Genomic DNA, 21,327 nt, shown 5'->3' on the forward strand with positions numbered 1-21,327 from the left:
GAGTCCTGACCCCATGTTCCGCTTCCTTGTCCGCCGTACGATCGGCGCGCTGGTCATTCTGCTGATCATCAGCGCCATCACCTTCTGGCTCTTCTACGCCGTCCCGCGTGACCCGGCCATGATGTCCTGCGGCAAGAACTGCACGCCGGCCTCGCTGGCGCAGATCCGGCACAACCTGGGCATCGACCATCCGATCCCGGTCCAGTACTGGTACTGGCTGAAGGGGATCTTCGTCGGTCGGGACTACAGCGGCTTCGGGAACTGCAACGCGCCCTGCCTCGGCTACTCCTTCGCCAACAACGAGCCCGTCTTCGGCACGATCATGGACCGCCTGCCGCTGACCCTCTCGCTCGCCTTCGGCTCGGCCGCCATCTTCCTGGTCTTCGGCGTCGGCACCGGCATGATCGCCGCGCTCAAGCAGGGCAAGTTCCTGGACAAGTTCGCCACCTCGGCGTCGCTGCTCGGCTCCTCGCTCCAGATCTACTTCATCGGCTACCTGGCCCTGTACTTCCTGGTCTTCAAGGCCGGCATCCTCGACCAGCCCTCGTACACGCCGCTGACCGACAACCCCATCTCGTGGTTCTCCGGTCTGCTCCTGCCGTGGATCGTGCTGTCGATCATCTTCACCGCCAACTACACCCGCATGGCCCGCTCCCAGCTCGTCGAGCAGCTCAGCGAGGACTACGTCCGCACCGCCCGCGCCAAGGGCCTCTCGCGTGCCAACGTGTTCCTGCGCTTCGCCTGGCGCGGCGCCATGGGCCCGATCGTCACGGTGTTCGGCATCGACCTCGGCACCCTGATCGGCGGCGCGATCATCACCGAGCAGGTCTTCAGCCTCCAGGGCATCGGCCGGCTCGCGGTGACCTCCGTCAACCAGAGCGACCTGCCGATGCTGCTCGGGGTCACCGTCCTGGCGGCCGCCGCGATCGTGTTCTTCAACATCATCGTCGACGCCGCCTACGCCTTCATCGACCCGCGGATCCGGCTCGCCTGACCTCCGCCCGTTGCCCCCTACCCCCCGCATCACCCCCCAGGAGCGTCCCCGTGACGAGCACCGATCAGCAGCCTTTCCTCTCCGTCAGGGATCTGAAGGTCCATTTCTCCACCGAGGACGGCATCGTCAAGGCCGTCGACGGGCTGTCCTTCGACCTCGTCAAGGGCAAGACGCTCGGCATCGTCGGTGAGTCGGGCTCCGGCAAGTCCGTCACCAACCTGGCGATCCTGGGCCTCCACGACCGCGACCGTACGGCGATCGACGGCGAGATCCTGCTCGACGGCAAGGAGCTGCTCAGCGCCACGGAGCGGGAGCTGGAGCGGCTGCGCGGCAACAAGATGTCCATGATCTTCCAGGACGCGCTGGCCTCGCTGTCGCCGTACCACACGGTCGGCAAACAGATCAGCGAGGTGTACCGCAAGCACACCGGTGCCTCCAAGAAGGAGGCCCGCGAGCGCGCGATCGAGATGCTGAAGCGCGTCGGGATCCCCCAGCCCGAGGTCCGGGTGGACGACTACCCGCACCTCTTCTCCGGCGGTATGCGCCAGCGCGCGATGATCGCCATGGCGCTGGTCTGCGACCCCGAGCTGCTGATCGCCGACGAACCGACGACGGCCCTCGACGTGACCGTCCAGGCCCAGATCATGGACCTGTTGAAGGACCTCCAGCAGGAGTTCGGCACCGCGATCGTGTTCATCACGCACGACCTCGGCGTCATCGCCGACATCGCCGACGACGTCCTCGTGATGTACGGCGGCCGGTGCGTGGAGCGCGGCACCAAGAAGGAAGTGCTGACGGACCCGCAGCACCCGTACACGCTCGGTCTGCTCAGCTCCATGCCGAGCCTCGAAGGACCGGTCGACGTACCGCTGTCGCCGATCCCCGGCTCGCCGCCCTCGCTGCTCAACCCGCCGACCGGCTGCCGCTTCCACCCGCGGTGCACCTTCGCGGAGCAGGTCGAGGGCGGACGGTGCTCGAGCGAACGGCCCGTGCTGGAGGTGGTCGACGGCCGGGGTTCCGCCTGCCATCTCACCACGGCGCAGCGCCAGGAACTCTTCGCCGACCTTCTCGCCGTAGCCCAGCACAACTGACGTACTAGAAACGGGACTTCACCATCATGAGCAACGCGAACCCCCTCCTGGACGTCAGCGGGCTGACCAAACACTTCCCGATCAAGGGCGGCTTCCCGATCCGGCGCACCATCGGTGCCGTCCAGGCCGTCGACGGGCTGGACTTCCAGGTCGGCGAGGGCGAGAGCCTGGGCCTGGTCGGCGAGTCCGGCTGCGGCAAGTCGACCACGGGCCGGCTGATCACCCGGCTCCTGGAGCCGACCGGCGGCACGATCCACTACCGCGGCCAGGACATCAGCCACGCCAACCGCAAGCAGCTGGCGCCGATCCGGTCCGAGATCCAGATGATCTTCCAGGACCCGTACGCCTCGCTGAACCCGCGGCAGACGGTCGGCAAGATCGTGTCCGGCCCGATGGAGATCAACGAGATCAACCCGGCCGGCGGCCGCGAGGCCCGCGTCCGTGAGCTGCTGGAGATCGTCGGTCTCAACCCCGAGCACTACAACCGCTTCCCGCACGAGTTCTCCGGCGGCCAGCGTCAACGCATCGGTGTCGCCCGCGCGTTGGCGCTCGAACCGAAGCTGATCGTGGCCGACGAGCCGGTCTCCGCCCTGGACGTCTCCATCCAGGCGCAGGTCGTGAACCTGCTCCAGAAGGTCCAGCGCGAACTCGGCATCGCGTTCGTGTTCATCGCCCACGACCTGGCGATCGTCCGGCACTTCTCACAGCGGGTCGCGGTAATGTACCTCGGCAAGATCGTGGAGATCGCCGACCGCGACGACCTGTACGGCAACCCGCGCCACCCCTATACGCGGGCCCTGTTGTCCGCCGTGCCCGAGGCCACGGTGGACGAGACGCCCGCCCGGGACCGCATCCGGCTGGTCGGTGACGTACCGTCGCCGATCAACCCGCCCACGGGCTGCCGTTTCCGGACCCGCTGCTGGAAGGCGGTGGAGAAGTGCGCGACGGAGGCTCCGCCGCTGGTGCAGGTCGAGGGCAACAAGCCGGGCCACCTCACCGCGTGCCACTTCCCCGAGACGGCGGACACCGTTCCGGGACCCCGCCTCTCCAAGGACCCCGAGGCGGCGGCCTGACACACCCCTTTAGTCAGCCGCCCCCTTCAGGAACGGACTTTCACCGGCCCATTGACCCGAGCCCATGAACGTCCGGTTCCAGGGGACGAAGGCCCGCGCCCACCCAGGCGCGGGCCTTCGTCACGAGGAGAGCGCGGTCCCCTGGCCGCTGAGCCGGCCCGGCGTGCGGGCGGCGCCGATACGCCCCTGCCCGCACCGGCCTGTGCGGCGGTGCGGGCAAGGGCGTGTCGGCCGACCCCGGCCGTAAGGCCGTAACCCCTGCTCCTACTCCTCCAGCGCCGTCAGCGCCGGGTCCAGGATGATGTCCTCGTCGCGCGCCTCGATCGTCGGCTCCTCCGGGAAGTGGCAGGCCGTGAGGTGGGCGGCGCGGTTGCCCTCGATCTGGATGAGGGGTGGCTCCTCCGCCGCGCACTTGTCCTGGGCCTTCCAGCAGCGGGTGCGGAAGCGGCAGCCGGAGGGAGGTGAGATCGGGGAGGGGACGTCGCCGGCGAGGCGGATGCGTTCGCGGCCTACGGCCTGGTCGTCGCCGAGGTTGACCTCGGGGACCGCGGAGAGCAGGGCGTGGGTGTAGGGGTGCCGGGGACGGGTGTAGATGGAGTCCCGGTCGCCCACCTCGATGATCTTGCCGAGGTACATGACGGCCACGCGGTGCGAGAAGTGCCGTACGACGGCGAGGTCGTGGGCGATGAAGAGGAAGGCGATGCCGAGTTCCCGCTGGACCTCCTGGAGGAGGTTCACCACCTGGGCCTGGATCGAGACGTCCAGGGCGGAGACCGGTTCGTCGGCCACGATCAGCTTGGGGTCGAGGGCCAACGCCCTTGCCACACCGATGCGTTGGCGCTGGCCGCCGGAGAACTCGTGCGGGAAGCGGTTGTAGTGCTCGGGGTTGAGACCGACGATCTCCAGGAGTTCGCGGACCCGTTTCTCACGGCCGCCCTCCGGCTGGATGCCGTTGATCTCCATCGGCCCCGAGATGATCTTTCCGACCGTCTGCCGCGGGTTCAGCGACGAGTACGGGTCCTGGAAGATCATCTGGATCTCGGACCGGATCGGCGCCAACTGGCTGCGGCTCGCGTGCGAGATGTCCTGGCCGCGGTAGGTGATGCTGCCCGCGCTCGGCTCCAGGAGCCGGGTGATCAGCCGGCCCGTGGTCGACTTGCCGCAGCCGGACTCGCCGACGAGGCCGAAGCTCTCCCCCACGTGCACGGTCAGGTCGATGCCGTCGACGGCCTGGACGGCGCCGACCGTTCGGCGGATCGGGAAGCCGCCCTTCACCGGGAAGTGCTTGGTCAGGCCCTCCACCACGAGCAGCGGGTCACCGGAGTCCTCCGGTACTCCGTCGCGCGGGGCGGGCAGGACGAGGTCCTCTGTCATGACGTCTCCTCCTAGCCCAGTCGGGGCTTGATCTCTTCGATGAAGATGGTCCGCTTCTGGTCCGCCGTCAGGTGGCATGCCGAGGCGCGGTCGGGGGCGAGCAGCGGGCGTTCGGTGACGCAGCGGGTGCCGCCGACCCGGTCCTGGAAGGTGCAGCGGGGGTGGAAACGGCAGCCCGACGGCGGGTTCAGGAGGGAGGGCGGGGCGCCGGGGATCGGGGCCAGCGGGGCGCTCAGGTCCGAGTCCAGGCGCGGCATGGAGTTCAACAGGCCCCAGGTGTAGGGGTGCTGGGGTGAGCGCAGGACGTCGTTCGTCGTGCCGCGTTCCACCGCGTTGCCCGCGTACATGACCATGATGTCGTCGGCCATGTCGGCGATGACACCGAGGTCGTGCGTGATGAAGACGATCCCGGAGCCGAACTCCTGCTGGAGGTCCTTGAGGAGGTCAAGGATCTGGGCCTGGACGGTCACGTCCAACGCCGTGGTGGGCTCGTCGGCGATCAGCAGGTCGGGGTCGCAGACCAGCGCCATGGCGATCATCGCGCGCTGGCGCATACCGCCGGAGAACTGGTGCGGGTAGTCCTTGGCCCGTTCCTTCGGGTTGGGGATGCCGACCTTGCCGAGCATCTCGACCGCGCGCTCCCACGCGACCTTCTTCGAGGCGCCCATGTGCTTCATGTACGGCTCGGCGATCTGACGGCCCACCGTGTAGTACGGGGAGAGCGCGGTCAGCGGGTCCTGGAAGATCATGGCGACCTTGTTGCCGCGCAGCTTCTCCAGCTCGGGCTCGCGTGCCGTGGTCAACTCCTGCCCGTCCAGGAGGATTTCGCCCTCGACGGTGGTGAACATCGGGTTGTGCAGGCCGAGGATCGTCAGGTTGGTGACCGACTTGCCCGAGCCGGACTCCCCCACGATGCCGAGGGTCTTGCCGCGTTCGACGTCGAAGGAGAGGCCGTCGACGGCACGCACGATGCCGTCCTCGGTCTTGAAGCTGACGTGCAGGTCCCGCACCGAGAGAAAGGCACCCGCGTCGGCCGGCGAGGGTGCACCGGCTTCCTTGGTCAATGTGGTCACGAGTGCTCCTAGGCCAGCCGCACGCGCGGGTCGATGAAGGCGTAGCAGGCGTCGACGATGATGTTGAAGAGGAGGATCATGGTGGCGGAGAAGATCATCACGCCCAGCAGCAGCGGCAGGTCGCTGTAGAACACCGCCTGGACGGCGAGGTTGCCGAGGCCCGGCAGGCTGAAGGTGTACTCGGTGATGATGGCGCCGCCGAGCAGTGAGCCCAGGTCGATGCCGAAGATGGTGACGATGGGGATCAGCGAGCCGCGCCAGGCGTAGCGGAAGAAGACGTATCTGCGGGACATCCCCTTCGCCTTGGCCGTACGGACGTGTTCCTCCTGGAGCTGTTCGATCATCGCCGAGCGCGCCATACGGGTGTACTGCGCGGCGAAGATCGTGGACAGCACCACCCAGGGGATGATCAGCCCCGCGAACCAGCTGATCGGGTTGGCGGTGAAGTTGTTGTACGCCGGCTTGTCGAAGATGTGGGTCTGGTAGACCAGCAGCGCCAGTGCGAGTGGTCCCAGGAAGTAGATCTGCATCGAACTGAGCACCATCGCCCCGGCGGTGGCCGTCTTGTCGATGATCGTGCCCCGCTTCCAGGCGGCGAGCAGGCCGGTGCCGAGGCCGATGAGCAGGAAGAAGAAGGCGCCGCCGAGGGTGAGCGAGACCGTGGTGGGCAGCCGGTCGATGAGCGTCGCCCAGACCTGGTCGTTGGTGTGGTACGAGTACCCGAAGCACGGGGCGGGGCACGGGCCTTGGGCGAAGCCGTTGCTGCCCATGACGAGGTTCTTCAGGAAGATCCCGTACTGCGTGCTGATCGGCTTGTCGAGGCCGAGCACGTGGTGGATGTTCGCGAGGCTGGTCGGGTTGCACGTCTTGCCGCACATCAGCAGGCCCGGGTCGCGTGGCATCCCGAAGAACAGCAGGAACGTGACGATGCTCAGCAGGAACAGGATGACGACGGCGCCGAGGAACCGGCGGACGAGGAAGCGCAGCATGACAGGGGCAGCTCTCTGACGTCGGCGGGCCGCCCGGCACCCGGTGCGCCGCCCCTGAGCGGGGTGGGAGCACCGGGTGCCGGACGGACGGCGGTTACTTGACGAACAGGCGTCGCGGGTCGACGCCGCCGATGACGTCGTCGTAGACGAGGCCGCCGACCTTGGAGCCGGCGATCTGGGTCTGCTTGTAGTACGCGGTCGGGACGACGTTGACGACGTCCTTCACGAGGTACTGGTCGATCTTCTCCCAGGCGGCCGCGGCCTTGACCGGGTCGGTGATCTTGTTCGCCGCGTCGATGTCGGCGTTCACCTTGGGGTCGTTGACCTGGGAGTAATTCTGCGCACCGTCGGCGATGCCGCGGCCGTCGTAGAGCGGCGGGATGACGGTCGAGGCGGACGGCCAGTCCGCGCCCCACGCGGTGTGGAAGATGTCGTAGTTGTTGTCCAGCTTGGAGACCTGGTCGTAGTAGGTCTCGGCCGGGATCTCCTGGCGCTGGACGTTGAAGCCGGCCTTCTTGAGGCCGGCCGCCATGGCGGTGGAGTACTGCTGGCCCTCGGGGGTGTTGGTGTAGCCGAAGGTCAGCTTCATGTTGAGCTTGCCGGCCTTCTTCAGCAGCTCCTTGGCCTTGACCGGGTCACCGGCGGGCTTCTTCTTCTTGCCGAAGGGGTCGAACGCGGCGTCGTAGCCGGAGACGGTCGGGCTGATCAGACCGCCGGCGACCTCCATCGCGTCGGTGCCGCCGAAGGCGCGGACGAACGGGGTGATGGGCAGCGCGTAGGCGATGGCCTCACGGACCGTCTTGTCCTTCATGGCCGTGTGGCTCATGTTGATGTTCATCTGTCCCACGTACGGCTGGTAGCCGGAGATCGTGCGGGACTTCATCTTCGGGTCCTTGAGGACGTTGGACAGGTTGCCCGCGTCGACCTGGTTGTTGAAGCTGATGCCGGTCTGGTCCGCGCCGCTGTCCGCGAGGAGGGCCTTCGTCGACGTCTCGAACTGCTGGTTGAACGTGAAGTTGAACTGGTCCACGTACTGGTGACGGATCGGGTCCGTCTTCGGGTCCCAGTTGGTGTTCTTCACGAGCACCATCGACTTGCCCGACTTGAACGACTGGATCTTGTACGGGCCGCTCGTCACCGGCGACTTGTCGTACTTGGCCTGGGTGTCGCCCTTGGCGGAGACGACCGCGTAGCCCGCCATGGCGAGGGCGTACGGCAGGTCGGCGTGCGGGGTCTTGAAGTGGAAGACGACGGTCTTGGCGTCCGGCGTCTCCAGCACGCTGTCCGGCAGGTGCTTGCCCTTGTACGGGCCGTCCGGCAGCAGCTTGCGGTAGTCGGCGCCGGAGGTGCCGGCCAGCCACTGCTGGAGGTAAGACGGGCCCTGGTTGATGAAGGGCGCGAAGAGCCGCTCGACGGTCTGGCGTATGTCCTTGGACGTGATCGGCGTCCCGTCGGCGAACTTGATGCCGTCCTTGAGCGTGTACTTCCAGGTCTTGCCGCCGTCCGTGGTGGTACCGGAGTCGGTGGCGAGGTCGCCGACGACCTCGTGACCCTTGCCGTCGGCCGTGGTCGTCTTGTAGCCGGTGAGACCGCGGTGGATCAGGGTCGCGAGCGAGCCCTCGTCCGAGACGTAGATCTGGGCCGGGTCGAGGTGGGCGTAGCTGTCACGCTGCAGCACCTCGATCGAGCCGCCCGGCTTGGCGCCGGGTACGGCCGCGGCCGGTCCGGTGGAGTCCGCGGCGTCGCCGAACTTGATCGACTTCTGCTGTCTTGCCGCGTTCTCCTTGTCCTGCTTGTTGTTGTCGCTCGCGTCGCTGCCGCCCTTGCTGCAACCGGTGAGCACAAGAGCCCCGGCCGCGAGCACGGAGAGCGCGGCGTATGCGTGGCGTCCGCCCCTACTCATCACTCAGTTTCCACCTATCTGTGTGTCACCAGTGCACATGGGAAGTGCCGTGCGAGATCCGTGCGGTAGTCGGGCGCGGACGCCCACCAACGGACGGTCAGCGCGCCGTCTTGGGATCGAAGGCGTCCCTGACCGAGTCCCCGAGCAGGTTGAAGGCCACGATGAAGATGATCATCGAGACGCCCGGGAAGAACATGTAGGTGATGTCGTTCTGCATCACCAGTTCCGTCGACGCCTTGGAGAACATCTGTCCCCAGTCCGGCGTCGGTTCGACGATGCCCACACCCAGGTAGGACAGTCCGGCCTCGGCGGTCACGAAGCCGGGAAGCATGTACGTGGACTGCACGAGGATCGGCGTGACCACGTTGGGCAGGATCTCCTTGCTGATGATCCGCCAGGGCGAGGCCCCGCTGACCCGCGCCGCCTCGATGAACTCCCGTTCCCGCAGCGCCAGGCTGGTGCCGCGCAGGATGCGGGCCAGGCTCATCCAGCCGAGGAACCACTGCACGGCGATGAGGGCCACGACACGGACGTACGTCGGTGTCTCGTCGGTGGGGCTCACGAAGAGGGAGACCACGACCGGCATGCTGGCGATGAAGAACAGCTGGGCGGGGAAGGCGAGGAGGAAGTCGATGACCCGGCTGATGAAGTAGTCGGACCTGCCGCCGAGGTAGCCGGCCGCGACGCCGAGCAGGATGCCGGTGAGGACGGTCGCGATCGTCACGCAGACGGAGATCATCAGCGAGGTGCGGATGCCGTAGAGGAGCTTGGTGAACACGTCGTAGCCGTTGCCGGGTTCGAGGCCGAACCAGAACTGGCTGCTGATGCCGCCGTTGGGCTGCAGCGGGACGCCCGCGCTGTCGAAGAGGTCGGGGCGTTCGTCCGCGTACACGGTGTACGGGTCCTTGCCGTACAGCTTGGAGATCAGCGGAGCGAGGAGTCCGACGAGGAAGAAGAACGCCACGACGTACGCCGAGATGACGCCGGTGCGGTCGCGCTTGAAGCGGACCCACATCAGCTGGCCGGGAGAGCGTCCCTCCAGCTTCTTGGCCTCGGGTTCGGTCTGCGGCCCCGGTTCGCCGTCGACGACGACCGAGGTTCCGCCGTCCTCAATGTCGATAGGACTGGTCACTGTTCGCCCATTTCACAGGTGTGGGTGTGCCGAGCGGGCGGCCGGCGCAGGGTGTGCGCGGTCACCGGTCGGATCACGGAGAGAGGTCAGGAGCGTCCCGGTGCGGCGGTAACCCCGCAGCCGGACGCGCGTAGTTGAACGGCGGCACTACACCACCGGCCGACTCCTCAGAGCCAATCTCCGTATGGGCGGGCGAAGTTGCTACTGACGGACGGCGTGTCCCACCTGGCGTTCGTGACACCACGCATGGGGCTCCTCCTCATGACTCCACGTGTTCACCAACAGGAGGGGGTAGACGTCTTTCCTCCGTCACCCCTGACGGAGGGTCAGACACCCCCTGGTGCTCGCGAGTCGGCGCCGTCCCCACGGCGCGGTGACCCATTGACCCGAGCGCTACGCGGCTAACTATCTGCCATGTGTCAGGTGCCGACCACTGTCTTTAAATCTCAATTCAGTCACAGCTGACGCGTACATCTTCCAAAACATGGACAAACTGTTCGCCTCGAGAAGGCCACGAAACGGACTTGTTACATGGCTATCGGGCGAGGATCTCCGCATTACGGACACACTGCCCCGGAGGGCAGGGGCAAAACCGGTTGCAAAAAGCCCGGGCGCCCCCAAGATGGGGACGCCCGGGCTCAGTTGGCCGGTATCAGCGCCTCACAGCGCCTGCGATCGTATGCGTCAGCCGTGCTTGGCGCGGCTCGCGGAGCGGCCGCGCTCCTTCTGGTCCAGGACGACCTTGCGGATGCGAATGGCCTCCGGGGTCACCTCGACGCACTCGTCGTCGCGGCAGAACTCCAGGGACTGCTCCAGGGAGAGCTTGCGCGGCGGGACGATCGCCTCGAACGAGTCGGCGGCGGCCGAGCGCATGTTGGTGAGCTTCTTCTCCTTGGTGATGTTCACGTCCATGTCGTCGGCGCGCGAGTTCTCGCCGACGATCATGCCCTCGTACACCTCGGTGCCGGGGTCGGTGAACAGCACACCGCGCTCCTGGAGGTTCGTCATCGCAAAGGCGGTGACGGCACCGGCGCGGTCGGCGACCAGCGAGCCGTTGTTACGGGTCGTCAGCACGCCGAACCACGGCTCGTGGCCCTCGTGGATGGAGTGGGCGATGCCCGTGCCGCGCGTACCGGTCAGGAACTCCGTACGGAAGCCGATGAGGCCGCGGGACGGGACGACGAACTCCAGGCGGACCCAGCCGGAGCCGTGGTTGGACATGTTGTCCATCCGGCCCTTGCGGACGCCCATGAGCTGCGTGACCGCGCCCATGTGCTCCTCGGGCACGTCGATCGTCATGCGCTCGACCGGCTCGTGCACCTTGCCGTCGATGATCTGCGTGACGACCTGCGGCTTGCCGATGGTCAGCTCGAAGCCCTCACGGCGCATCTGCTCGACCAGGATGGCCAGCGCCAGCTCACCGCGGCCCTGCACCTCCCAGGCGTCGGGGCGCTCGGTGTCGAGGACGCGCAGCGAGACGTTACCGATCAGCTCGCGGTCCAGGCGGTCCTTGACCTGGCGGGCGGTCACCTTGCGGTCCTTGACGGCGGCCTTCGCGGAGGCGCCCTTGCCGGTGCCGCCGCGGCCGACCAGCGGCGAGGTGTTCGTGCCGATGGTCATGGAGATCGCCGGCTCGTCGACCGTGATGAGCGGCAGCGCGATCGGGTTCTCGGGGTCGGCGAGGGTCTCGCCGATCATGATGTCCGGGATACCGGCCACGGCACAGATGTCACCGGGGCCCGCCATCTCGGCCGGCTTGCGGGTGAGCGCCTCGGTCATCAGCAGCTCGGTGATGCGCACGTTGGACATCGTGCCGTCGCGCTTGATCCACGTGACGGTCTGGCCCTTGCGCAGCTCGCCCTGCTCGACACGGAGCAGCGCGATACGGCCGAGGAAGTTGTCGGCGTCCAGGTTGGTGACGTGCGCCTGGAGCGGGGCCTCCTCGTCGTACTGGGGGGCCGGGACGTGCGCCAGGATCGTGGAGAAGAAGGGCTCCAGGCTGTCGCTGTCCTGCGGGACCGTGCCGTTCTCCGGCTTGGTCAGCGAGGCCACGCCGTCCCGCGCGCACGCGTAGACGATGGGGAACTCGATCTGCTCCTCGTCCGCGTCCAGGTCCAGGAAGAGGTCGTACGTCTCGTTGACGACCTCGTCGATCCGGGAGTCGGGGCGGTCCGTCTTGTTGATGCACAGGATGACGGGCAGGCGCTGGTGGAGCGCCTTGCGCAGCACGAAGCGGGTCTGGGGCAGCGGGCCCTCGGAGGCGTCGACGAGGAGCACCACCGCGTCCACCATCGACAGACCGCGCTCGACCTCGCCACCGAAGTCGGCGTGGCCCGGGGTGTCGATGATGTTGATGGTGATGACGTCGCCGCCATCCTTCGGGTGGTACTTCACGGCCGTGTTCTTGGCCAGGATCGTGATGCCCTTCTCACGCTCCAGATCGTTCGAGTCCATCATTCGGTCGTCGAGCGATTCGGCGGCGTGCGCGGCGAAGGCACCGGCCTGCTTCAGCATGGCGTCGACGAGGGTCGTCTTCCCGTGGTCGACGTGGGCGACGATGGCGACGTTGCGGATGTCGTGGCGCGTGGCCATATTGCGGCGAACTCCCGGAGAGTGAGGAAGGCCTGCGCGTACCTCTGTGTTACGCGGACCCTGCCGGGCTGGACACGCCACGGCCTTACCCCATCGTACGTGGCGTATGGGGATGAGGCCTCCGCAGGGCCTTACGGACGGCACCGCGCCCGGCCGCACGGGCCCTGGGCCAGGAGAAAACCGGCCCCGCCGCGTTCCTTTTCCTCTCGCCACGACGGCCGCCGCCCCGCAATGCGCTGCGGGGCGGCGGCCGTACGCGTCCGGTGTGCGGGAGGTCAGTCCTTGGTGGGACTCGCGGACGGGGTCGCGCCCTTCTTCAGGAAGCCCATGTCCTCGTAGAGCGGGGTCTGGAAGCCGAAGGAGCCGGCGTTGGCGAGGGTCCTGCGGGCCGCGGTGAGCTGGGGGCGCTGGTAGAGGGGGATCGAGCCGGCCGCCGCCCAGATGCGGGCGTCGGCCTTGCGGACCAGGGCGGCGGACTCGTCCTCGTCGAGGGTGGAGGCGGCCTGGTCGAAGAGCTGGTCGACCTGGTCGGTGCCGACGCGGGTGTAGTTCTGCTCGACGTTGAGCGAGCCGTCCGCGGCCGGGACCGGCTTGGCGAAGATCGGGCGCGCGTCGGTGGCGGGGAAGGCGGACGCGGGCCACGAGTAGAGGGCGAGGTCGTACTGGCCGGACGCGATGTGGTCCTTGAAGTAGCTGTCGTCGGAGACCTTGGTGATCTCGGTGCGGATGCCGACCTTCTCCAGCATGCGGGAGATGCTGTCGGCGACCGCGCCCAGCGACTCCGAGCCGGTGCCGGAGGGGAGCACGAAGCGGAGGGCGAGCGGCTTGCCGTCCTTGGCGAGCAGACCGGTCTTCGCGTCGGCGGGGGCGGCCGTGCCCTTGGGGGCGTACGCGCCGGGCGCCCCGCCCTGCTTCACCTTGCGGCCGTCGTACTGCTTGCCGTCGGCGAGGTGCTTGGAGCTCTCGTCGCCGTGCCCGTGCTTCTTGGTGTGGTCCTGCGGGTCCTTGTTGTCCTCGCCGACGATGTACTGCCCGTCGGAGCCGCCCTCGGACTCGGCACCGTCATCGGACTTCTTGCTCTTCTTGCCCTCGGACCCGGCCGCCTTCTCGCCCTTGTCCTTGACCGGTCCGCCGGGCACCCAGCCGGCGTCGGCGAGCAGCGCCTGCGCCTCCGTGGTGTCCTGGCCGCCGAGCGCGCCGCTGTTGTCGGCGTACGCGGCCTGCCCGGAGAGCGCGAGGTGACTGCCGACCGGCACGGCGGGCAGGCCGAGCGGCTTGAGGACGACCTTCGCCAGTTCCGTACGGTCGAGCGCGCGGGCCACCGCACGCCGGACACGCTCGTCGGCGAGGGGGCCCTCGGAGCCGTTGAGGGCGAGCTGGGTGTACGCGGGCTCCAGCGAGCGGCGGACGGTGAAGGCGCGCAGCGCGTCCTGCTGGCGCAGGAACTTGGCGAGCGCCTTGCGCTCCTTCTTGCTGAGCTTCTTCTTCTGCCGGCTCTCGTTCTTGTTCTCGTCCTTGCCCGTGGGGGTGGCGCCCTGCAGCGGGGTGCTCGTCCCCTTGGCCCGGCCCGCGAGGGCGATCCGGCTCGCGTCGGCGGGGTCGATCTCGGCCAGGTCGACACTGCCGTCGGCGAGCGCGGCCGCCCGCTTGTCCAGCGGTACGGCGGCCAGCACGATCTGGGAGAGCTTCGCGGGCCGGCCCCACCAGTGCGGGTTGCGGCCGAGGACGATCTCCTTGTCCTTGCGGTCGACCTTCTGCACCGAGAACGCCCCGGCGGTCACCTTCAGCTTGCGGCGCGCGCCGTCGTTGAAGGCGTCCGGGGTGCCCATGACGTCCTTGGGGTACAGCGGCGAGAACAGCGCCTTCCAGTCGGCGTACGGCCTGCTGAAGGTGACCTTGACCTCGAGGTTGTTGGCGCCGCGCTCGATCTTCTCGATGCGGTCGTACCCGGCGTTGCGGGCGGTCCAGTACGCGGAGTCCTTGCCGGACAGGGCGCGCCACTGGGCGGCGAAGTCGGCGGCACCGATCTCGCGGCCGTCGCTCCACACGGCCTGCTGGTCCAGCTTGTAGAGGACGACCTGCTTGGGCTCGGTGTCGACGACCTTCGCGGACTCCAGGTAGTCGGCGTCCCGCTGCGGGCGCCCCTGCGCGTCGAGCCGGAACATCGCGGGCAGCACGGCCTCGGCGACGCGGGTGGTGGCGTCGTCGGCGTCCGACTGGAACGTGTTGAGGGTCTCCGGTACGTCGTCCACGGCCCAGCGCAGGGTGCCGCCGTCGGCGACCAGGTCGCGCCCGGCGGGGGCGATGTCCTGGGCGGCGAGCGGCTTGCCCGACTCGTCGTCGGAGCCGCAGGACGCGAGGGTGGGCACCGCGAGCGCGCCCGCGGTGAGGAAGACGACCGAGCGCATGACCGCGCGCAGTCTGACGCCGTCGTGGGACATCACTGCTACCTCCGGTGGACCGCGGGACTTCTGATCACTTTTGGTGGTATATGGAGCTGATCAGATCTATGCCGCCACTGAAGAGGAAACGGTTCGGCCTTCGGGGGCGACACGGCGAGGGGCGCCGGGAAGCCCACCCGTGCGGCGCAATGGTCGAATCTGCCCCCGTACACACCAACGCACCCCGGCCAATCCGTGCACACCGCTTCCCACCGGCAGGTGTGACGCGCAACACTCGCAGGCGCATGAACGTTGCCGTCCAGGGCCGACGCCCGCGGAAGTGAGGTCACGTCATGTCCGTGCACGACGAACTGACGTCAGTCCAGCGCTGTCTCGACGACCTGTTCAGGTCGGTGGGACGGCTGGAGAACCAATTCGGCAGCGGCGGCCTGGAGATGCGCAGGGTCAAGGCCGACGCCGACCGTCTGCGCGAGAGCGTCGCGCTGCTGCGTGACGCCGCACCAGGGATCGAGCGCCCCCGGCGCCCCGATCTCGTCTCCATCCCCGACACCCCCTACGACAACACCCTGTGGACGGACTCGGACGACGAGGGACTCGGCGCCCACGACCGCCACGCACCCTGAACCGACCGGAGTCCTGACTTGGCCACTGGTACGGAACCCCAACCGAAGAGCGGCGGCGTACACACCGGTACGCGCGCCGCGATCGACGCCCCGCATCTGCGGACCGACCGCTGGTGGCTGGCCCCGGCCGTCACCGCCGCCGGACTGCTGGCCTTCGTCGTCTACTCGACATGGCGGGCCTTCGCGGACTCGAACTACTACACGGCGCCCTATGTCTCGCCGTTCTACTCACCCTGTCTCGCCGATCGCTGCCGGACCATGCACGCGGGCCCGAACGCGGATCTCTTCGGGAGCTGGTGGGGCATCTCCCCCGCCATCATCATCCTGATCTTCCCGCTCGGCTTTCGGCTGACCTGCTACTACTACCGCAAGGCCTACTACCGCGGCTTCTGGGCCTCGCCCCCGGCCTGCGCGGTGGCCGAGCCGCACAAGAAGTACAGCGGTGAGACCCGCTTCCCGCTGATCCTGCAGAACGTCCACCGGTACTTCTTCTACGCGGCGATCCTGGTGGCGGGCACCCTGACCTACGACACCGTGCTGACCTTCCGCGACGAGCACTACCACTGGGGCCACATGGGCCTCGGCACCCTCGTCTTCCTGGCCAACATCGTGCTGATCTGGGCGTACACCCTCTCCTGCCACTCCTGCCGGCACATCGTCGGCGGCAAGCTCAAGCACTTCTCCAGGCATCCCGTGCGCTACCGGGCGTGGAAGTTCGTCGGGAAACTGAACAACCGTCATATGCAGCTCGCCTGGGCGTCGTTGATCAGCGTGGCGGCTGCCGACTTCTACGTGTACCTGGTCGCCTCCGGCGCTTTCAACGATCCGAGGTTCTTCTGATGTCCGTGGTCGAGCGACAGGAGTGGGACGTCGTCGTGGTCGGTGCCGGTGGCGCGGGCCTCCGGGCCGCCATCGAGGCACGCGAGCTCGGTGCCCGTACGGCGGTGATCTGCAAGTCGCTGTTCGGCAAGGCCCACACGGTGATGGCCGAGGGCGGCATCGCGGCGGCGATGGCCAACGTCAACGAACACGACAACTGGCAGGTCCACTTCCGCGACACCCTGCGCGGCGGCAAGTTCCTCAACCAGTGGCGCATGTCGGAGCTGCACGCGAAGGAAGCCCCGGACCGGGTATGGGAGTTGGAGACCTGGGGCGCCCTCTTCGACCGTACGAAGGACGGCCGGATCTCGCAGCGCAACTTCGGCGGCCACGAGTACCCCCGCCTCGCGCACGTCGGCGACCGCACGGGCCTCGAACTGATCCGCACGCTCCAGCAGAAGATCGTGTCGCTCCAGCAGGAGGACCACAAGGAGACCGGTGACTACGAATCCCGTCTGAAGGTCTATCAGGAGTGCACGGTCACACGGGTGTTGAAGGACGGCAGCCGGGTCTCCGGGGTCTTCGCCTACGAGCGCGAGACCGGCCGCTTCCTGGTCCTCGAAGCCCCCTCCGTGGTGATCGCGACGGGCGGGATCGGCAAGTCCTTCAAGGTGACGTCGAACTCGTGGGAGTACACGGGCGACGGCCACGCGCTGGCGCTGCTCGCGGGGGCGCCGCTGCTCAACATGGAGTTCGTGCAGTTCCACCCGACCGGCATGGTCTGGCCGCCGTCCGTGAAGGGCATCCTCGTCACCGAGTCGGTGCGCGGCGACGGCGGGGTGCTGCGCAACTCCGAGGGCAAGCGGTTCATGTTCGACTACATCCCCGACGTCTTCAAGGAGAAGTACGCCGAGTCGGAGGAGGAGGGCGACCGCTGGTACGAGGACCCGGACACCAACCGGCGTCCCCCCGAACTGCTCCCCCGCGACGAGGTCGCCCGCGCCATCAACTCCGAGGTGAAGGCGGGCCGCGGCTCACCGCACGGCGGGGTCTTCCTGGACGTGTCAACACGCATGCCGGCGGAGGTCATCCGGCGCCGACTCCCGTCCATGTACCACCAGTTCAAGGAACTCGCCGACGTCGACATCACCGCCGAGGCGATGGAGGTCGGCCCGACCTGTCACTACGTGATGGGCGGCATCGCGGTCGACTCGGACACGGCGGCGGCGCGCGGGGTACCGGGGCTGTTCGCGGCCGGTGAGGTGGCCGGCGGCATGCACGGCTCCAACCGGCTGGGCGGCAACTCCCTGTCCGACCTGCTGGTGTTCGGCCGCCGGGCGGGCTGGCACGCGGCCGACCACGCGGCGGCCCTGGCGGCGGAACGGCCCCTGGTGGACGACACCGAGGTCGACCTGGCGGCGGCGGAGGCACTGCGCCCGTTCTCGGCGGAGGGCCCGGAACCCGGCCAGGAGAACGGCCGTACCCCTGAGAACCCGTACACCCTCCACCAGGAACTCCAGCAGACCATGAACGACCTCGTCGGCATCATCCGCCGCGAGGGCGAGATGGAACAGGCGCTGGAGAAACTGTCGGACCTGCGGGTCCGGGCACGCCGGGCCGGAGTGGAGGGCCACCGGCAGTTCAACCCGGGCTGGCATCTCGCCCTGGACCTGCGGAACATGCTGCTGGTCAGCGAGTGCGTGGCGCGGGCCGCGCTGGAGCGCACCGAGTCGCGCGGCGGACACACCCGCGAGGACCACCCCGGCATGAACCGCGACTGGCGCCGCATCAACCTGATCTGCCAACTGACGCACCCCGAAGGCGGGTTGGCGGCCGCCACCGACCCCGTGTCCGGCCAGATCAGCCTGACCCGTGAGACGACCGACCCCATCCGCGCCGACCTGCTCGCCCTCTTCGAGAAGGAAGAGCTGGTCAAGTACCTCGCCGAAGAGGAGCTCTACGAGTGAGCAGCTACGAGGCCCGCTTCAAGGTGTGGCGGGGGGACGTCGAGGGCGGCGACCTGGAGGACTTCGAGGTCGAGGTCAACGACGGCGAGGTGATCCTCGACATCATCCACCGCATCCAGGCCACCCAGGCCTCCGACCTCGCCGTGCGCTGGAACTGCAAGGCGGGCAAGTGCGGTTCGTGCTCGGCGGAGATCAACGGCCGCCCCCGGCTGATGTGCATGACCCGCATGTCGGTGTTCACCCGCGAGGAGACGATCACCGTCACGCCCTTGCGTGCCTTCCCCGTCGTCCGCGACCTGGTCACGGACGTCGGCTTCAACTACCAGAAGGCCAGGGAGGTTCCGGCGTTCGTACCGCCGGAGGGAGTCGCGGCCGGCGAGTACCGGATGATGCAGGAGGACGTCGACCGCTCGCAGGAGTTCCGCAAGTGCATCGAGTGCTTCCTGTGCCAGGACACCTGCCATGTGGTGCGCGACCACGAGGAGAACAAGACGGCGTTCGCCGGTCCCCGATTCCTCATGCGGGTCGCGGAGTTGGACATGCACCCGCTGGACGCGGCGGCCGAGAGCGGCCTCGACCGCAAGAAGACCGCCCAGGACGAACACGGCCTCGGCTACTGCAACATCACCAAGTGCTGCAGCGAGGTCTGCCCCGAGGGCATCCACATCACGGACAACGCGCTGATCCCCTTGAAGGAAAGGGCGGTTGACCGCAAGTACGACCCGCTGGTGTGGCTGGGGTCGAAGATCAGGAGGCGCTCTCCAGAAAGCTGAGGGCCAGGCCGAGGTGGTGCTCGGCGATGCCGCGCATGAACTCCGGGTCGTGGAAGTCCCCGACGTCGAGCAGGCGGAGGGGACCCGCCACGAGGGAGAGATGCGTGGCCAGTCGGTAGAGACGCAGGCGGGCCTCGTCCAGGCCCACGGTGTCGTCGGTGCGCAGGGCGTCGTAGTGCCGGCCGAAGCGCTGGCGGAGGAAGACGTGCTCCCACTCGGCGTCGAAGTACATCAGGCCCTCGATGTCGATGAGGGCGAGGTCGCCGTCGGGGGTCACGCGGACGTGGTCGGGGCCGAGTTCGCCGTGGATGAGGGTCGGGGGTCCGGTGCGGGGCTGCACTTGAGCGGCCAACGCCCCTATCGCCTCGGCCAGTTGAGGGTGTGCGGCTGCCGCTCGTGGATCGCGCGCCGGTAGCTCGTCGAGGTCGCTCAGAGCCCGTTCCGCAACGACCGCCTCGCACGAACCGCCGTACGAGGAACCGCCGTTGTCCACGACCGCGACCTTCCCGAAGCGCGGGCCGGTGCACGCGTGCAGGGTGTCGAGCAGGGCCGCCGTCCGCTCCAGCACGCCCGTCTCCACTACGGCGTCACCGTCCAGCAGGTCCTCCAGGGTGCCGCCCGGGAGGTCCTCGACGAGCGCCACGTCCGCCGGGAGGTGGGTGTGCGAGGGGTCGGCGTGAAGGAGGCGGGGAGCGCGGACGCCTGCTGCGGCGAGGCGGTGCGCCGCCGCGGTGAACAGGTCGAGCCCGGAGGCGTGGGAGAAGGGGTCCCGGGGGTCGGCGGGGCCCGCGTCCCAGAGGTCCTCGTCCGGGGACCAGACGTAGGCCACGGCGGTCGAACGGTCCCGGAAGGTGAGCCGGTAGACGCCCTTCTTCGAACCGCCCCGGAGACGGGTCACGCCGTCCAGGGTGTGACCGAGGGTGCGGGCGTAGGGGGCGAGGTCGGTGGGGGTGAGGGTCCTGCGGGTTGCGGTCATCGGGGCGCGGTGGCCGTGAGCGGAGTCGTCGTGACGGGCATGGCGACGGGCATCTCCCTGCGCTGGTGGGCGGGTTCCCCGGCGACGGGTGACGCGGCCAGCGCACAGGCCGCGGCGGCCAGTCCCGTCCACCCCATCCCCCACCCCCTTCAGGCTCGCCGGATCATCGCACCCCGGGAGGTGAACAGCACCCGGTTTTACGGCACTTGAGCGTGCCCTGCTCAGCGCACCCAGTCCTCCCGGTACGCCGTCCAGTCCGCCTCCGTCGCCGCGAAGTCGACGTACAGGGCGACGCCGAAGTTCGTACGGTCCGCGTCCGTGCGGGACAGGCCGAGGCGGACGCCGCGTACGGCGGCGGGGACGGTCTCGGCGGAGGCGTGGTGGCCGAAGCGGTTCTCGTGGAAGAAGGGCAGACCCATCAGGAGGTCGGTGGAGTCCGGGGTGACCTCCAGGGCGAGCGAGGTCTGCTGGGCGACGTAACCGCCGTAGAGACTCTGCAGGGGCTGCATCGTGTCGTACGACATCACGGCGATCTGGTCGACTCGGCGGGCGACCTGGCCGAAGTACGCCTGCGACCACCACTTGGGGTGGTCGGTGACGGTGCCCCAGAAGGAGTGGAACGCGGGGAGCGGGTCGATCTGGTGGGCGGCGACGGAGAGTTGGGCGTCGTGGGCTCGTGTGACCGCGTGGAGCCGGTCGAGGAGGTCGAGGTAGTCCGCGTCGCCGGAGTGGAGGGGTTCCAGGTCGAAGTGGGCGCCCTCGAAGCCGGCGGCGAGGATCTGGCGGGTCGAGGTGACGATCGCGGTACGGGTCCCGGGGTTCTGCAGGCGCAGGCCGTCCGGGCTCTCGGTGGCGAGCTTGTCCCCCAGCCAGGCCTGGACGCGGACGCCGGGGAGTTCCCTGTGCACGGACTCGATCAGCCAGGCCGCCTTGGGGTAGTCCGACTCCGGGAGGGTGCCGTCGTGCTCCAGGGGGCCTGAATGGACGTACAGGTCGCGGATACCGGTGCCCTTGAGCCGACCGGCCAGTGCTGTCAGGTCGGCGTCGGTCTTACGACCGTCCACCCAGGCGTGCCCCAGCCAGATCGCGTCCTTGCTCCGGGTGTACGTGCCGTCGGCGAGGTCACCGGTGTAATTGAGGCGCAGGGCGCCCTCCGCGCCGAGGACGGGCACCACCAGGGCGACCACCAACGCGACCAGGCTCCGCCGAATCCACCGCGCCCTCCCACCCCGCCCGGCAGTGCTGCTTTCGTCGGCGGGTGCGGGTGGCCCCTGTGGGGGTACGGCGCCGTCGGCGGCCTCGGGGGGAGCAGCGGCTCCGGCAAGCCCACCCGCCTCGGCTTCGCCCGCCATCTCGGGACCACCCGATATGTCCCCCTCCCCCGAGCCCGCCTCCGCGCCCGAACCCCCTGCACGCCGTTCCATCCCCACGTCACCCCTCCCCATAGCCGTACATCTCTCACCCCACTCACCGACCCCGCTCCCCCACGTCCCACCCGAAGCCCACCCCGGTCGCGCGCCCGCATTCCTGCTCATACGCTCCGAAA

17 protein-coding genes are annotated in these 21,327 nt (G+C 68.5%); 7 read left to right on the top strand and 10 right to left on the bottom strand.

The annotated features are described in order from the left end of the window. Window positions 1-13: 13 nt before the first annotated feature. Genes OHT77_RS16860 through OHT77_RS16870 form a run of 3 tightly spaced genes read left to right on the top strand, consistent with a single transcriptional unit; the run spans window position 14 to window position 3,158 of the window. Complete coding sequence (locus OHT77_RS16860; protein ID WP_328829291.1) at window positions 14-994, top strand: ABC transporter permease; 981 nt, start codon at window positions 14-16, stop codon at window positions 992-994. Window positions 995-1,044: 50 nt separating this feature from the next. Continuing rightward, complete coding sequence (locus tag OHT77_RS16865) at window positions 1,045-2,085, top strand: ABC transporter ATP-binding protein (RefSeq protein ID WP_328829292.1); 1,041 nt, start codon at window positions 1,045-1,047, stop codon at window positions 2,083-2,085. A 26-nt stretch (window positions 2,086-2,111) separates the two neighbouring features. Further along, entirely contained in the window at window positions 2,112-3,158 is a 1,047-nt protein-coding gene (locus OHT77_RS16870) for an ABC transporter ATP-binding protein (RefSeq protein WP_328829293.1), read from the top strand. A gap of 264 nt (window positions 3,159-3,422) precedes the next feature. Here the strand turns inward: OHT77_RS16870 and OHT77_RS16875 are convergent, their stop codons facing one another. The 7 genes from OHT77_RS16875 to OHT77_RS16905 all read right to left on the bottom strand — a co-directional run bounded on the left by OHT77_RS16875 (window position 3,423) and on the right by OHT77_RS16905 (window position 14,662). Further along, window positions 3,423-4,532, bottom strand: a complete 1,110-nt coding sequence (locus OHT77_RS16875; protein WP_328829294.1) for an ABC transporter ATP-binding protein — start codon at window positions 4,530-4,532, stop codon at window positions 3,423-3,425. Between the two features lie 11 nt (window positions 4,533-4,543). Further along, window positions 4,544-5,605, bottom strand: coding sequence for an ABC transporter ATP-binding protein (locus tag OHT77_RS16880; protein WP_328829295.1), 1,062 nt, complete (start codon window positions 5,603-5,605; stop codon window positions 4,544-4,546). An 8-nt stretch (window positions 5,606-5,613) separates the two neighbouring features. After that, window positions 5,614-6,594, bottom strand: coding sequence for an ABC transporter permease (locus OHT77_RS16885; protein WP_328829296.1), 981 nt, complete (start codon window positions 6,592-6,594; stop codon window positions 5,614-5,616). 94 nt (window positions 6,595-6,688) lie between these two features. Further along, entirely contained in the window at window positions 6,689-8,497 is a 1,809-nt protein-coding gene (locus tag OHT77_RS16890) for an ABC transporter substrate-binding protein (protein ID WP_328829297.1), read from the bottom strand. Between the two features lie 97 nt (window positions 8,498-8,594). Further along, the gene (locus OHT77_RS16895) at window positions 8,595-9,629 is read right to left on the bottom strand and encodes an ABC transporter permease (protein ID WP_328829298.1); all 1,035 of its coding nucleotides are present in this window, start codon (window positions 9,627-9,629) and stop codon (window positions 8,595-8,597) included. Window positions 9,630-10,313: 684 nt separating this feature from the next. Then, window positions 10,314-12,221: a translational GTPase TypA gene (typA, locus tag OHT77_RS16900; protein WP_328829299.1), complete on the bottom strand. Its 1,908-nt coding sequence runs from the start codon at window positions 12,219-12,221 to the stop codon at window positions 10,314-10,316. A 275-nt stretch (window positions 12,222-12,496) separates the two neighbouring features. Further along, complete coding sequence (locus OHT77_RS16905) at window positions 12,497-14,662, bottom strand: ABC transporter family substrate-binding protein (protein WP_328829300.1); 2,166 nt, start codon at window positions 14,660-14,662, stop codon at window positions 12,497-12,499. A gap of 293 nt (window positions 14,663-14,955) precedes the next feature. On the opposite strand from OHT77_RS16905, the gene OHT77_RS16910 reads away from it, so the two are divergent. From OHT77_RS16910 to OHT77_RS16925, 4 genes are read left to right on the top strand one after another with little or no spacing between them, the layout of a single operon-like run. After that, on the top strand, window positions 14,956-15,246 hold the full coding sequence (locus OHT77_RS16910; protein WP_019058435.1) for a hypothetical protein: 291 nt from the start codon (window positions 14,956-14,958) through the stop codon (window positions 15,244-15,246). An 18-nt stretch (window positions 15,247-15,264) separates the two neighbouring features. Beyond that, window positions 15,265-16,086 carry a hypothetical protein gene (locus OHT77_RS16915; protein WP_328829301.1) on the top strand — a complete coding sequence of 274 codons (822 nt, stop codon included), beginning with the start codon at window positions 15,265-15,267 and terminating at the stop codon, window positions 16,084-16,086. Then, complete coding sequence (locus tag OHT77_RS16920; protein ID WP_328829302.1) at window positions 16,086-18,032, top strand: fumarate reductase/succinate dehydrogenase flavoprotein subunit; 1,947 nt, start codon at window positions 16,086-16,088, stop codon at window positions 18,030-18,032. The genes OHT77_RS16915 and OHT77_RS16920 overlap by 1 nt, the downstream gene beginning before the upstream one ends. Further along, on the top strand, window positions 18,029-18,805 hold the full coding sequence (locus OHT77_RS16925; protein WP_328829303.1) for a succinate dehydrogenase/fumarate reductase iron-sulfur subunit: 777 nt from the start codon (window positions 18,029-18,031) through the stop codon (window positions 18,803-18,805). Before OHT77_RS16920 ends, OHT77_RS16925 begins: the two co-directional genes overlap by 4 nt. Here the strand turns inward: OHT77_RS16925 and OHT77_RS16930 are convergent. The 3 genes from OHT77_RS16930 to OHT77_RS16940 form a co-directional block, all read right to left on the bottom strand. Next, on the bottom strand, window positions 18,780-19,781 hold the full coding sequence (locus OHT77_RS16930; RefSeq protein WP_328829304.1) for a phosphotransferase family protein: 1,002 nt from the start codon (window positions 19,779-19,781) through the stop codon (window positions 18,780-18,782). The two genes, OHT77_RS16925 and OHT77_RS16930, sit on opposite strands and share 26 nt — an antisense overlap. After that, complete coding sequence (locus OHT77_RS16935) at window positions 19,778-19,918, bottom strand: hypothetical protein (protein WP_328829305.1); 141 nt, start codon at window positions 19,916-19,918, stop codon at window positions 19,778-19,780. The genes OHT77_RS16930 and OHT77_RS16935 overlap by 4 nt, the downstream gene beginning before the upstream one ends. Before the next feature lie 84 nt (window positions 19,919-20,002). Continuing rightward, window positions 20,003-21,133: a hypothetical protein gene (locus tag OHT77_RS16940; RefSeq protein ID WP_328834261.1), complete on the bottom strand. Its 1,131-nt coding sequence runs from the start codon at window positions 21,131-21,133 to the stop codon at window positions 20,003-20,005. Window positions 21,134-21,327 lie beyond the last annotated feature (194 nt).

This window comes from Streptomyces sp. NBC_00252, from assembly GCF_036187565.1.
Classification (GTDB): Bacteria; Actinomycetota; Actinomycetes; order Streptomycetales; family Streptomycetaceae; genus Streptomyces.